The 13,458-nt window shown below is 75.1% G+C and carries 6 protein-coding genes and 2 pseudogenes; 6 read left to right on the plus strand and 2 right to left on the minus strand.

Features of this window, described 5'->3' with window-relative positions; all coding sequences use genetic code 11:
* Positions 1–15 precede the first annotated feature (15 nt).
* Complete coding sequence (locus tag AB0I60_RS07860; RefSeq protein ID WP_360726848.1) at positions 16–2,265, plus strand: heavy metal translocating P-type ATPase; 2,250 nt, start codon at positions 16–18, stop codon at positions 2,263–2,265.
* 251 nt (positions 2,266–2,516) lie between these two features.
* Positions 2,517–2,579 (plus strand): annotated as a pseudogene (locus AB0I60_RS07865) (TetR/AcrR family transcriptional regulator); the annotation flags it as partial.
* A 278-nt stretch (positions 2,580–2,857) separates the two neighbouring features.
* On the opposite strand, the gene AB0I60_RS07870 reads toward AB0I60_RS07865, so the two are convergent.
* The gene (locus AB0I60_RS07870; protein WP_360726672.1) at positions 2,858–3,724 is read right to left on the minus strand and encodes an alpha/beta hydrolase; all 867 of its coding nucleotides are present in this window, start codon (positions 3,722–3,724) and stop codon (positions 2,858–2,860) included.
* A gap of 119 nt (positions 3,725–3,843) precedes the next feature.
* On the opposite strand from AB0I60_RS07870, the pseudogene AB0I60_RS07875 reads away from it, so the two are divergent.
* Positions 3,844–4,011: pseudogene (locus tag AB0I60_RS07875) on the plus strand (regulator); the annotation flags it as partial.
* Positions 4,012–4,099: 88 nt separating this feature from the next.
* Entirely contained in the window at positions 4,100–6,949 is a 2,850-nt protein-coding gene (locus AB0I60_RS07880; RefSeq protein ID WP_360726674.1) for a BTAD domain-containing putative transcriptional regulator, read from the plus strand.
* Between the two features lie 94 nt (positions 6,950–7,043).
* Here the strand turns inward: AB0I60_RS07880 and AB0I60_RS07885 are convergent, their stop codons facing one another.
* Positions 7,044–7,343 carry a DUF1540 domain-containing protein gene (locus tag AB0I60_RS07885; protein ID WP_360726676.1) on the minus strand — a complete coding sequence of 100 codons (300 nt, stop codon included), beginning with the start codon at positions 7,341–7,343 and terminating at the stop codon, positions 7,044–7,046.
* Positions 7,344–7,629: 286 nt separating this feature from the next.
* On the opposite strand from AB0I60_RS07885, the gene AB0I60_RS07890 reads away from it, so the two are divergent.
* Together AB0I60_RS07890 and metH are read left to right on the plus strand one after the other, a co-directional pair.
* Positions 7,630–9,606, plus strand: coding sequence for a protein kinase (locus tag AB0I60_RS07890; protein WP_360726677.1), 1,977 nt, complete (start codon positions 7,630–7,632; stop codon positions 9,604–9,606).
* 209 nt (positions 9,607–9,815) lie between these two features.
* Entirely contained in the window at positions 9,816–13,436 is a 3,621-nt protein-coding gene (metH, locus tag AB0I60_RS07895; RefSeq protein WP_360726679.1) for a methionine synthase, read from the plus strand.
* Positions 13,437–13,458 lie beyond the last annotated feature (22 nt).

A 13,458-nucleotide genomic window follows, 5' to 3' on the forward strand; every position in this document is an offset into this window, starting at 1 on the left:
CTGTCGATCACCGGCATGACCTGCGCGTCGTGCGCGGCCCGGATCGAGCGCCGGCTCAACCGGCTCGACGGCGTGACCGCGACGGTCAACTACGCCACCGAGAAGGCCAAGGTCACCTTCCCCGAGGGGCTCGACCCGGCCGAACTGGTCGCGCAGGTCGAGGCCGCCGGCTACGGGGCGACCGCGCCCCGCCCGGAGTCCGCGCCGGAGCCCGACCCGGCGCAGGCGCAGGACCCGACCTCGGCGCTGCGGCAGCGGCTGGTGGTCTCGACCGCCCTGTCCGTGCCCGTGGTGGCCATGGCGATGGTGCCCGCGCTCCAGTTCACCCACTGGCAGTGGATCTCGCTGGTGCTGGCCGCCCCGGTGCTGGTGTGGGGCGCGCTGCCGTTCCACCGCGCGGCGTGGACGAACCTGCGGCACGGCGCGGCCACGATGGACACGCTCATCTCGATGGGGACGCTGGCCGCGTTCGCCTGGTCGCTGTACGCGCTGCTGTTCGGCACGGCGGGCACGCCCGGCATGACGCACCCGTTCGAGCTGACCATCGCGCCCTCGGACGGCGCGGGCTCGATCTACCTGGAGGTCGCGGCCGGGGTGACCACGTTCATCCTGGCGGGCCGCTACTTCGAGGCGCGCTCCAAGCGCCGGGCCGGCGCGGCGCTGCGGGCGCTGCTGGAGCTGGGCGCGAAGGACGTGGCGGTGCTGCGCGACGGCCGCGAGGCGCGCGTCCCGATCGCGGACCTCGTGGTCGGCGACCGGTTCGTGGTGCGGCCGGGGGAGAAGATCGCCACCGACGGCGTGGTCGAGGACGGCGGCTCGGCGGTGGACGCGAGCACGGTGACCGGCGAGTCGGTGCCGGTCGAGGTCGGCCCGGGGGACGCCGTGGTCGGTGCGACGGTCAACGCCGGCGGCCGGCTCGTGGTCCGGGCGACCCGGGTCGGCGGCGACACCCAGTTGGCGCGGATGGCGAAGCTGGTGGAGGACGCGCAGAACGGCAAGGCGCGGGCGCAGCGGCTGGCCGACCGGGTGTCGGCGGTGTTCGTGCCGGTCGTGATCGCGCTGGCGGTCGGGACGCTCGCGTTCTGGCTGGGCACCGGCGAGGGGGTGGCGGCGGCCTTCACCGCCGGGGTCGCCGTGCTGATCATCGCCTGCCCGTGCGCGCTGGGCCTGGCCACGCCGACCGCGCTGCTGGTCGGCACCGGCCGGGGCGCGCAGCTCGGCATCCTGATCAAGGGGCCGGAGGTGCTGGAGTCGACCCGCCGGGTGGACACCGTGGTGCTGGACAAGACCGGCACCGTCACCACCGGCCGGATGGGCCTGGCCGCCGTGCACACCGCGACCGGCACCACCGAGGAGGACGTGCTGCGGCTGGCGGGCGCGGTGGAGGACGCCTCGGAGCACCCGGTGGCGAAGGCGGTCGCGGCCGGTGCCCGCGCCCGGGTCGGCGGGCTGCCGGCCGTGGACGGGTTCCGGAACATCGCCGGCCTGGGCGTGCAGGGCGTGGTCGACGGGCACGCCGTGGTCGTCGGTCGGGAGCGCCTGCTCGCCGAGTGGGGCGTGCACCTGGACGAGGACCTGGCGCGCGCCAAGCAGGACGCCGAACGGCTGGGCCGCACGGCCGTGCTGGTGGCGTGGGACGGCGTGGCGCGGGCGGTCCTGGTGGTCGCCGACGCGGTGAAGCCCACGTCGGCCGAGGCGATCCGGCGGCTGCGCGGTCTCGGCCTCGACCCGGTGCTGCTGACCGGCGACAACGAGGCCGCCGCCCGCGCGGTGGCCGCCGAGGTGGGCGTGACCGAGGTGTTCGCCGAGGTGCTGCCGCAGGACAAGGTGGACGTGGTGGCCCGGTTGCAGGCGGAGGGCAGGGTCGTGGCGATGGTCGGCGACGGCGTGAACGACGCGGCGGCGCTGGCCGAGGCCGACCTGGGCCTGGCGCTGGGCACCGGCACCGACGCGGCGATCGAGGCGGGCGACCTGACCCTGGTGCGGGGCGACCTGATGGCGGCGGTGGACGCGATCCGGCTGTCGCGCCGGACGTTGGCGACGATCAAGGGCAACCTGTTCTGGGCGTTCGCCTACAACGTGGCGGCCCTGCCGCTGGCGGCGGCGGGGTTGCTCAACCCGATGCTCGCGGGCGCGGCGATGGCGTTCTCGTCGGTCTTCGTGGTGTCGAACAGCCTGCGGCTGCGGGCGTTCCGGGGCACCACCCCGACCACCCCGACGACGACCCCGACCGCACGGCCGACCCTGCCCACCCCGGTCGGCTGATCGCCACACCGCCCGGCCGGCCAACCCGCCGGCGGGTTGGCTGCCGCGCCGCCCGGTCGGCCGGGTTGGCTGCCGCGCCGCCTGGACGACCGGATGGCCGCCGGTCGACCAGGCGGCGGTGGCCCGGAGCCCGTGCGGCTCCGGGCCACCGCTCCGCGCCCGGAGTCGGCTGTTCGGCCGGCGGGGCGGCGGCCTTGCCCCTGGTGTGGCCCAGCGCTGACCAGGAAAGCCGGCAACGGCTGGTCGAGGCCGTGTGGGCGCTCGCCGTCCGCAGCGGCCCCGACGGGGTCACCCTGCGCGGGGTCGCGGCCGAGGCCGGCGTGTCGATGGGACAGGTGCAGCACTACTTCCCGACCATGGAGGCGCTGGTCCGGGACGCCCTCGAACGGTCCGTGCGCGCGGTGAGCAGCCGGGTGGAGCGGGCGATCACCGCCCTCGGCGACGCCGGGCCCGAGGTCGTGCTGCGGGAGTGCCTGCACGCGCCGGCCGCCGGCCACCGGCCTCGGCGTGGACGTCGCGATCGGCCACCGCACCCCCGAGGCCGCCCGCGCGGTGCCGGACCACCACCTCGACCGGGCGCTGGGCACGGCGGTCACCGGGTGAGCAGATCCCGCAGCGCCCGCACGACGTCGGCCGGCGCCTCCTCGGCCATGAAGTGCCCGGAGGTCACGGTCTCGTGCACCAGGTCGTCGGCCCACGCCCGCCACCGGCCCACCGCGTCGAAGCCCAGCGCGGCACCCCAGTCCTGCTGGAGCACGGTCACCGGCATCCGCAGCCGGCGACCGGCCGCCCGGTCCTGCTCGTCGTCGGCCACGTCCACGCCCGCCGACGCCCGGAAGTCCGCCACGATCGAGTCGACCGCCGCGCGGGACGCGGTCAGGTAGGCGTCGCGCACGTCGGCCAGCGCCCCGGGCCGGGTCGCCCAGGCGTCCAGGAAGTGCCCGAAGAACGCGTCCGGGGCACCCGCGATGAGCTGCTCCGGCAGGCCGGGGGGCTGCGCCATGAGGAAGAGGTGGAAGCCGACGGCCGCCGACCGGCCCCGCATGACCTCCCAGGAGTCGAGCGTCGGCAGGACGTCCAGCGACGCCAGGTGGGTGACCGCGTCGGGGTGGTCCAGGCCGGTGCGGAACGCGACGAGCGCGCCCCGGTCGTGGCCGGCCAGCGCGAACCGGTCGAAGCCGAGCGCGGCGGCCACGGCCACCACGTCGGAGGCCATCGTGCGCTTGGCGTAGGTGCGGCCGGTGTCGGCGGGCCGGTCGCTGTCGCCGTAGCCGCGCAGGTCGGGGCAGATGACGGTGTGGTCGGCGGCCAGGTCGGCGGCGACGTGCCGCCACATCAGGTGGGTCTGGGGGAAGCCGTGCAGCAGCACGACCGGGCTCCCCGAGCCGCCCACGGCCACGTTCAGCCGCACCCCGTCGGCGACGGTCACGCGGTGCCGGGCGAATCCGGAGATGGTCATCGGTGCGTTCCTCTCGATCGGTGCCACCAGGGAACCCGGTCCCGGTCAGCAACCGGTCAGCATCCGGTTCATGCAGCCCTGACCTGCGTCGATGGCTTCAGCGCTAGGCTGACCGGGTGATGGACTTCGGGGTGCTCGGCCCGCTCACCGCGAGCGGTCCCGGCGGCCCGGCCGACCTGCGCGGGCCGAGGCACCGGGCGGTGCTGGCCCGGCTCCTGGTCGCCCGGGGCCGGGTGGTCCCGCTGTCCCGGCTGGTCGACGACCTGTGGCCGGACCCGCCCGCCGGCGCGGTCGGCGCGGTGCGCAGCTTCGTGTTCACCCTGCGCCGCGCGCTGGAACCCGACCGGCCCGCGCGCACCCCGCCGCGCCTGCTGGTTGACCGCCGCCCCCGGCTACGCGCTGGTCACCGACCGGGTGGACGCGGTGCGCTTCGAGGCCGCCGTGCACGACTGCCGCGACCGGCTGGCCGCCGGCGATCCCCGGGCCGCGCTGGACCGCGCCGACGCCGGGCTGGCGCTGTGGCGGGGACCGGCGTACCCCGAGTTCGCCGACGAGCCGTGGGCGCGCGGCGAGGTCACCCGGCTGGACGAGCTGCGGCTGCTGGCCGTCGAACGCCGGGTGGAGGCGGTGCTGGCGCTGGGTCGCCCGGCCGAGGCGGTCGCCGACCTGGAGGCGCACCTCGCCGCGCTGCCGTGGCGGGAGAACGCGTGGCGGCTGCTGGCGCTCGCCCTCTACCGGTCCGGTCGCCAGGCCGACGCGTTGAGCGCGCTGCGCCGGGCCCGGGAGTCGCTGGCCGGTGAGCTGGGCGTCGACCCCGGCCCGGAGCTGCGCCGGCTGGAGGCGGACATCCTCGACCACGCGCCGCACCTGGCCGGTCCGCCCGCGCCGGTCGTGCCCGCCGGTCGGGCGTTCGTGGGGCGGGAAGCGGAACTGTCCCGGCTGCTGGGCGCGGCGGCCGGGGTCGGCGCGCGGCGGCGGCTCGGCGTGGCCCTGGTGTCCGGCGACGCGGGCGCGGGCAAGACCGCGCTGGTCGGTGAACTGGCCGCCCGGCTGGCCGGCTGGACCGCCGAGTGGAGCCGGCACCACGAGCAGGGCGGTGGCCGGCTGCTGCCCGACGACACCCGGCCGGACCGGCGTCAGGCGCTGGTCGACCACCTGGCCGCCGCTCCCGGACCGCTGCTGCTCGTGGTGGACGACCTGCACTGGGCGGGGGAGGACGTGCTGGCGCTGCTGGCGTCCCTGGTCGCCGAACCGGTCGAGCTGCCGGTGCTGGTCGTCGGCACCTACCGGAGCACGGAGACCTCCGCCGCGCTCGGAGAGGCGCTGGGCCGGCTGGCGCGCGCCGAACCGGTCCGGGTCCGCCTAAGCGGGCTGCCCGAGCCGGACCTGACCCGGCTGGTGCGCGCGACCGCCGGCCGGGAGGTGGACGACGCCACCGCCCGCGCCGTCTTCCGGCGCAGCGGCGGCAACCCGTTCTTCGCGCGCGAACTGGCCCGGCTGCTGGACGACGAGGGCGCGGAGGTGCTGTCCGCCGTCCCCGAGGGCGTGCGGGACGTCATCCGCCGCCGCACGGGCGGGCTCATCCCGCGACACCGGCAGGTGCTCCGCCTCGCCTCGGTGATCGGCCGCGACGTCGACCTGGACGTGCTGGTCGCGGTGGCGGGCGCGGAGGAAGAGGTGCTCGACGCGGTCGAGTCCGCGCAGGCGTCGGGCTTCCTCGTCGAACGCGGGCCGGACGCGGTGCGGTTCTCGCACGACCTGGTGCGCGACACGCTCTACGCCGACATCCCCTCGTCACGCCGGTCGCGCTGGCACGCGGCCGTCGCGGAAGCCGTGGCACGCGAGCGGCCCGACGACGTGGAAACCACCGCCCACCACTACGTGCGCGCAGGGAGCCGGGCCACCGCGCCGGAAGCGGCCCGGTTCGCCCGAGCTGCGGCGCGACGCGCCGAACGCCGGTTCGCACCGCACGAGGCCGTCCGGTGGTGGCGCGAGGCCGTCGCCGCGCACGACCGCGCCCGGGACGACGGGCGGGCGCGCTCGGCGGCGGTCATGGGGCAGGTGCGGGCGCTGGCCGTGACGGGGGAGCTGGCCGCCGCCCGCCGGCTGCGGGCCGAGGCGCTGACCGCCGTGGAGCGGCTCGGCGACCCGGAGCTGACCGCCGCCGTGGTCGGGTCGTTCGACGTGCCCGCGATCTGGACCGGCAACGACGACCAGGCGCTGGCCGACCAGGTGGTCGCGGTGGCGGGGCGCACGCTCGCCGCGCTGGCCCCGGACCGGCTCGCGCCCCGGGCGCGGCTGCTCGCCACCGTCGCGCTGGAGCTGCGCGGCACGTCCGGCGACCGGGGCGGGGCCGCCGCCCGCGAAGCCGAGGAGATCGCCCGCCGGCTGGGCGACCCGGCGCTGCTCGCGTTCGCGCTCAACGGCCGGTTCATGCAGTCCTTCGACCGCGCGGGCCGCGCGCCGCACCGCGTCCGCCTCGGCCGCGACCTGCTCGCCGTGGCCACGCGGCACGGGCTGGTGCCCTTCGAGGTGCTGGCCCACCTCGTGCTGCTGCAAGCACATTCGGCGCTCGCCGAGTTCGGTGCCGCCGACGGGCACGCGGCGACCGTGGACCGCGTCGCCGAACGCCACGAACTCCCGCTGGTCGGCGTGTTCACCCAGTGGTACGCGGCTCTGCGGGCCTCTGCGGCGGGCCGGGACACCGACGCGCGGGCCGCCTACCGCGTCGCCGCCGGCCGGCTGGGCAGTACCGGGATGGTCGGGCTGGAAGCAGGCATCCGGCCGTTCGCGCTGCTGTGCCACGGCATCCGGGTCGGCGCACCGGTCCGCGTGGACCTCGCCGAGGACTGGGGCCCGTACCGGCCGTGGGCGCTCGCGCTGCACCTGCTCGACGCCGGCCGGGCCGCCGAGGCGCGCGCCGTCGTGCGGGAGTCGCCGCGCGACCTGCTGTTCGAGGCGCGCACCTGGCTCACCGGGGAGGTCGCGCTCGGTCTCCGCGACGGTGACCTGATGGGTGAGGTCTACACGGCGTTGGTGCCGGCGGCCGGCGAGCTGGCCGGTGCGGGCAGCGGGCTGCTCACGCTCGGCCCGGTGGCCGGGCTGCTCGGTCGGCTGGCCGCCGCGCTGGGCCGCCCGCAGGACGCGCACGCGCATTTCCGGCGGGCCCGCGAACTGGACCGGGCGGCCGGCGCGGCACCCCCGGAAAAGGCGTCGCGCGAATGATCGGCGGAACGCGGCGGCCGATCTCCGACCAGCGTGCGCCTGTCGCGGGGGCGGTGGTGCGCCCCCGCGACAGGCCGCTGCGCACGACTCCCGGTCAGCGCTGCTGGTAGGTCAGGCAGTTGGCCGCGTGGTCGCCTGAACCCGGGCCCACGCGCACGTCGGAGGCGGTGCACTCCAGCTGCTGGTTGTGCACGCAGTCGGTCCGCGAGCAGGCCCCGACCTGCGCGACGACCTTGGGCAGGCCGCCCTTGGTGTCCAGCGGGACGAACGTGCCGCAGTCCGCCGTGCCGTTCACGCCGCTGACCGTGATGGCGAACGCGTGGCAGCCGTCGTGGTTGTACGAACAGCCCGCAACGGTGCACGAGCTGACCGCGGGCATTTCGGTGGTGGTCATAGTCGCTCCTCATGCCGGTTCGGTACCCGGAACATTGCCACCGCCATTCCAAGGTCGCAACACGAGAATGATTAGGTAAGCCTAACCGCAGTCCATTGTTTTGCTATTGGCGGCGCATTTACCGGGGGTTTCGCGTGACCCGGCCGGGGGCACGCCGGCGCGACACACCGCCGGGTGCTCGCCGATCAGGTGACGCTTGGCCGGCATCGTGGTCGGGTACACACGTTCGAAGGTCGCTGGATCGGGTCATGAGTGCTCGACGCGCGCCGCGGGAATGGGAGCAGTGGTGGAGGAGCGCACCATCGCGGGCCGGTACCGGCTGACGGACCGGATCGGCGCGGGTGGCATGGGTGTCGTGTGGCGGGCCGAGGACACCCGGCTGCGGCGCATCGTGGCGGTCAAGGAACTGCTCGCCCGCAACGGTTTCGACGCCGACTCGGCCAAGCGGGCGGTGCGCGAGGGCCGGATCGCCGCGCGGCTCCAGCACGCGAACGTGATCGCGCTCTACGACGTCGTGGAGGACGACGAGCGGCCGTGGCTGGTGATGGAGTACCTCCCGTCCCGCAGCCTGGCGACGGTGCTGGCCGAGCGCGGCACGCTGCCGCCCGACGAGGTGCGCCGGATCGGCCACCAGCTCGCCGCCGGGCTCGCGTCCGCGCACGAGGCGGGCGTCATCCACCGGGACGTCAAGCCCGGCAACGTGCTGGTGACCGAGTTCGGCACGGTGAAGGTGACCGACTTCGGCACCTCGCGGGTCGCCGGCGAGGGCACGCTCACCGCGTCCGGGATGCTCGTCGGCACGCCCGCCTACCTCGCGCCGGAGGTCGCCCTCGGCGCGGACCCCGGCTTCCCGTCCGACGTGTTCGGCGTCGGCGCGACGCTCTACGCGGCGCTGGAGGGCGGACCGCCGTTCGGCGTGGACGGCAACCCGATCCTGCTGCTGCACCGGGCCGCCGAGGGCAAGTACCCGCCGCCGGCGAACGCCGGGCCGCTGGAGCCGATCCTCACCCGGCTGCTCGACCGCGACCCCGCCAACCGGCCCACCATGGCCGAGGCGGAGCGGATGCTGGCCGAGCAGTCCGCCGAGCCCGCCACCGTGCTGGCACCGGCCCTGCCCTTCGCCGCCGCCACCCGGATCGTGCTCCCGGTGCTCGACCCGCCGGCGGAGACCGGCCCGTCCGAGCCGCTGCCCGCTGACCTGCCGCACACCGAACCGCCGCGCGCCGAGGTGCCGCCCACGGCAGCGCAACCCGAGGAACCCCAGTCCGACCAGCCCCAGTCCGACCAGCCCCGGCCCGGGGAACCGCCGCACGCCGAACCGCAGCCGGACGAGGAGCGGACCGCCGAAACGGCTGCCGCCGACGCGCCGGCCGGTGCAGCGCCCGCCGAAGCGCCGCCCGTCGACCCGCCACCTGCCGGAGCGGGGACCGCCGAGGAGTCGTCCGGAGCGCCGGCCGGGGCGGCGGCCACCACGGTCCGCGACGAACCGGCGGTCGGCGCGGCGGCGACCACGCCGGCCGCCACCGTGCCCGCCGGCACGCCAGCGACCACCCCCGCCGCCGCCCCGGTCGCCGCCACCCGGCCTGCGGCCAGGCCCGCCGCCGCGCCGCCCGCCACCCCTCCCGGCCAGGACGGCGAGCCCGGCGGGGAAGACGGCGGACGGAGGCGGATCACGCTGGTCGCCGCCGGACTCGTCGTGCTGCTCGGCATCGTGCTGGTGGTGGCGCTCAACCGGGCCTGGGACGTCCCCGACGGCGGGGGGATCGACGACACCACGACCGGTGCCGGCACGTCGACCGGCGGCCAGGACCCGACCGGGGAAGGGCAGACCGGGGAAGGGCAGACCGGCCAGGACCCCACCGGCCAGGACCCCACCGGGCAGCCGCAGGACCCGACCTCGGGTCAACCGACCGGCCAGTCCACGACCGCGCCGCCCACCACCACGACGGCCGCCCAGCCGGTGGGGCCGGACCAGGCGCTCACCGACTACTACGCGTTGCTCCCCGGCGACACGGCGACCGCGTTCACCCGGTTGACGGACCGCTTCAAGGCCGGTCGCCAGCTCACCCCGGCGGGCTACCAGCAGTACTGGTCCGGGGTGGCGTCCGTGACGCTCTCCGAGGTGCGGGTCGAGGGCGACCGGGTGGTCGCGCGGGTGACGACCGCCTACCGCGACGGGCGCACGGAGGTCGAGCTGAACTCCTACGCCCTGGTCCGGGTGGGTGGCGGCTGGGCCGTCGACCAGCAGGACAAGATCGGCTGAGCGGTCGTCGGCGGGGTCCGGGGAGGGGCACCTCGTGGTTGCGTCCGTCCACATGGTGGAACCCCGGGTGGACGGAGGCCTCGGATGTTGATCTTCGGATATGATGGGGCACCTGGGAGCGAGAGGCGCTGCAACGGATGTCAATCCGCCACGCTCGCCCCGGTGACCACCGGACAAGGGCGCCTTCCATGTCAATGGGAGGTGTCCGGATGAACGGATCGGCCAGGATCGACGCCCTGCGGCAGCTCATGGACCGGCGGGTGGCCGTGCTCGACGGCGCGTGGGGCACGATGCTCCAGGAGGCCGGTCTCGCCCCCGAGGACTACCGGGGCGACTTCCTGCACGACCACCACAAGGACGTCACCGGCGACCCCGACCTGCTCAACATCACCCGGCCGGACGTGATCCTCGACGTCCACCGCCAGTACCTGGCGGCGGGCGCGGACATCACCACCACCAACACGTTCACCGCGACTTCCGTCGCCCAGGCCGACTACGGGCTGGAGTCGCTGGTCCGCGACATGAACGTGCAGGGCGCGAAGTTGGCCCGGCAGGCGGCGGACGAGGTCGGCGGCCGGTTCGTGGCCGGCTCCGTCGGCCCGCTCAACGTCACCCTGTCGCTGTCGCCCCGGGTGGACGACCCGGCGTACCGCGCGGTGACCTTCGACCAGGTGAAGGCGTCCTACGCGGAGCAGATCGCGGCGCTGGACGAGGGCGGCGTGGACCTGCTGCTGATCGAGACGATCTTCGACACGCTCAACGCCAAGGCCGCGATGTCGGCCGCCCGCGAGGTCGCGCCGCACCTGCCGCTGTGGATCTCGGTGACCATCGTCGACCTGAGCGGCCGGACCCTGTCCGGGCAGACCGTCGAGGCGTTCTGGCGGTCCGTCGAGCACGCCGAGCCGCTGGTGGTGGGCGTCAACTGCTCCCTGGGCGCGACCGAGATGCGCCCGCACGTCGCCGAGCTGGCCCGGATCGCCCCGACCTACACCGCCGCCCACCCGAACGCCGGCCTGCCGAACGCGTTCGGCGGCTACGACCAGACCCCGGACGAGACGGCCGGGCTGCTGCGCGAGTTCGCCGACTCCGGCCTGGTGAACGTGGTCGGCGGCTGCTGCGGCACCACGCCCGCGCACATCGCCCGCATCGCCGAGGCGGTGGCGGGCCTGGCACCGGGCCGGGGGACCACCGGGCCGGACCGGGCCACCTCGTTCAGCGGCCTGGAGCCGTTCACCATCGGCTCGGACACCGGGTTCGTGATGATCGGCGAGCGCACGAACGTGACCGGGTCCAAGCGGTTCCGCCGGCTGATCGAGGCCGACGACCACCAGGGCGCGGTGGACGTCGCGCTGGAGCAGGTGCGGGGCGGGGCGAACCTGCTGGACGTCAACATGGACGCCGACCTGCTCGACAGCGAGTCGGCGATGACCACCTTCCTCAACCTGATCGCCACCGAACCCGAGGTCGCCCGCCTGCCGATCATGATCGACAGCTCGCGGTGGAGCGTGCTCGAAGCGGGCCTGAAGTGCGTGCAGGGCAAGGGCGTGGTCAACTCGATCAGCCTCAAGGAGGGTGAGGAGCCGTTCCTCGCCCAGGCCCGCGCGATCCGCGACTACGGCGCGGGCGTGGTGGTCATGGCGTTCGACGAGCAGGGCCAGGCCGACACGACCGAGCGCAAGGTGTCGATCTGCGCGCGCGCCTACCGGCTGCTGGTGGACGAGGTCGGCTTCCCGCCCGAGGACATCATCTTCGACCCGAACGTGCTGGCCGTGGCGACCGGCATCGCCGAGCACGACGGTTACGCCAAGGCGTTCATCGACGCGCTGCCGCTGATCAAACAGCAGTGCCCGGGGGTGCGGATCAGCGGCGGCATCTCGAACCTGTCGTTCTCGTTCCGGGGCAACGACGTGATCCGCGAGGCCATGCACTCGTCGTTCCTGCTGCACGCGGTGCGCGCCGGGCTGGACATGGGCATCGTCAACGCGGGTCAGCTCGCCGTCTACGAGGACATCCCGCAGGACCTGCTGGAGCTGGTCGAGGACGTCCTGTTCAACCGCCGCCCGGACGCCACCGACCGCCTGGTCGCGCACGCCGAGACGGTCAAGGGCTCCGGCACCCGGCGCGTCGCCGACCTGTCCTGGCGGGAGGCCCCGGTCGAGCAGCGGCTCTCGCACGCGCTGGTGCACGGGATCGTGGACTTCATCGAGGAGGACACCGAGGAGGCCCGGCAGAACGCCGCGCGGCCCCTGGAGGTCATCGAAGGCCCCTTGATGGACGGCATGAAGGTGGTCGGCGACCTGTTCGGCGCGGGCAAGATGTTCCTGCCGCAGGTGGTCAAGAGCGCGCGCGTGATGAAGCGCTCGGTGGCCTACCTGGAGCCGTTCATGGAGGCGGAGAAGGAGAAGGCCCGGCTGGAGGGGCGGATCGACACCCGGCGCGGGCCGGGCAAGATCGTGATGGCGACGGTGAAGGGCGACGTCCACGACATCGGCAAGAACATCGTCGGCGTGGTGTTGGGCTGCAACAACTACGAGGTGATCGACCTCGGCGTGATGGTGCCGTCGGCGGTCATCATCGACACGGCGGTGGCCGAGGGCGCGGACGCCATCGGGCTGTCCGGCCTGATCACGCCGTCGCTGGACGAGATGGTCGCGGTGGCGTCGGACATGCAGCGCCGGGGTGTGAAGCTGCCGCTGCTCATCGGCGGGGCGACCACGTCCCGCCAGCACACCGCCGTCCGCGTCGCCCCGGCCTACGAGGGCACCACCGTGCACGTCCAGGACGCCTCGCGGGTGGTCGGCGTGGTGTCCGAGCTGCTCGACGCGGACCGGGCCGACGCGCTCGCCGCGCGCAACCGCGCCGAGCAGGACCGGCTGCGCAAGCAGCACGAGGAGCGCCGCAGCGTCCCCCTGCTGACCTTCCCGAAGGCCCGGGAGAACCGGGAGGTGGTCGACTTCACCGACCTGCCGGTGCCGGACTTCACCGGGGTGCGGCTGGTCGAGCCGGACCTCGGCGTGCTGCGGGAGATGATCGACTGGCAGTTCTTCTTCCTGGCCTGGGAGGTCAAGGGCAAGTACCCGGCGATCCTGGACCAGCCGGTGGCCCGCGAGCTGTTCGACGACGGCAACGCCCTGCTCGACGAGATCCTGGCGACCGGCGCGTTCCAGGCCCGGGGCCTGCTCGGCTTCTGGCCCACCACCTCCGACGGCGACGACCTGCTGATCGACGGCGGCCGGGTGCGGCTGCCGATGCTGCGCCAGCAGACCACCAAGCCGCAGGGCCGGCCCAACCGGAGCCTGGCGGACTACGTGGCGCCGGAGGGCGACCACCTGGGCGGGTTCGCGGTGGCCGTGCACGGCGCGGAGGCGCTGGCGGCGAAGTACGAGGCGGAGCACGACGACTACCGGTCGATCATGACCAAGGCGCTGGCCGACCGGCTGGCCGAGGCGTTCGCCGAGCACCTCCACCTGGAGGCGCGGCGGATGTGGTTCGAGCCCGACGCGCAGCCGTCGCTGGAGGACCTGCACGCCGAGCGGTTCCGGGGCATCCGGCCCGCGATGGGCTACCCGGCCAGCCCCGACCACAGCCTCAAGCAGCCGCTGTTCGACCTGCTCGACGCCGAGCGGGCGGGGCTGGGCCTGACCGAGTCGTTCGCCATGACGCCGGCGGCGGCGGTCAGCGGCCTGATCTTCGCCCACCCGGCGTCGCGGTACTTCACCGTGGGCCGGATCGGGCGCGACCAGGTCGAGGACTACTCGAAGCGGCTGGGCGCCACGGTGGAGGAGGTCGAGCGCTGGCTGCGCCCGAACCTCGCCTACGACCTGGACTGAGCCGGTCGGCGGCCACCCGGCG

It is taken from the genome of Actinosynnema sp. NPDC050436 (genome assembly GCF_040655415.1).
Taxonomy (GTDB): domain Bacteria; phylum Actinomycetota; class Actinomycetes; order Mycobacteriales; family Pseudonocardiaceae; genus Actinosynnema.

Excerpts from the sequence above, each read along its gene's own strand:
- AB0I60_RS07860 (WP_360726848.1), top strand. The coding sequence starts at position 16 with ATGACCTGCGCGTCGTGCGCGGCCCGGATCGAGCGCCGGCTCAACCGG.
- AB0I60_RS07870 (WP_360726672.1), bottom strand. The coding sequence starts at position 3,724 with ATGACCATCTCCGGATTCGCCCGGCACCGCGTGACCGTCGCCGACGGG.
- AB0I60_RS07885 (WP_360726676.1), bottom strand. The coding sequence starts at position 7,343 with ATGACCACCACCGAAATGCCCGCGGTCAGCTCGTGCACCGTTGCGGGC.
- metH (WP_360726679.1), top strand. The coding sequence starts at position 9,816 with ATGAACGGATCGGCCAGGATCGACGCCCTGCGGCAGCTCATGGACCGG.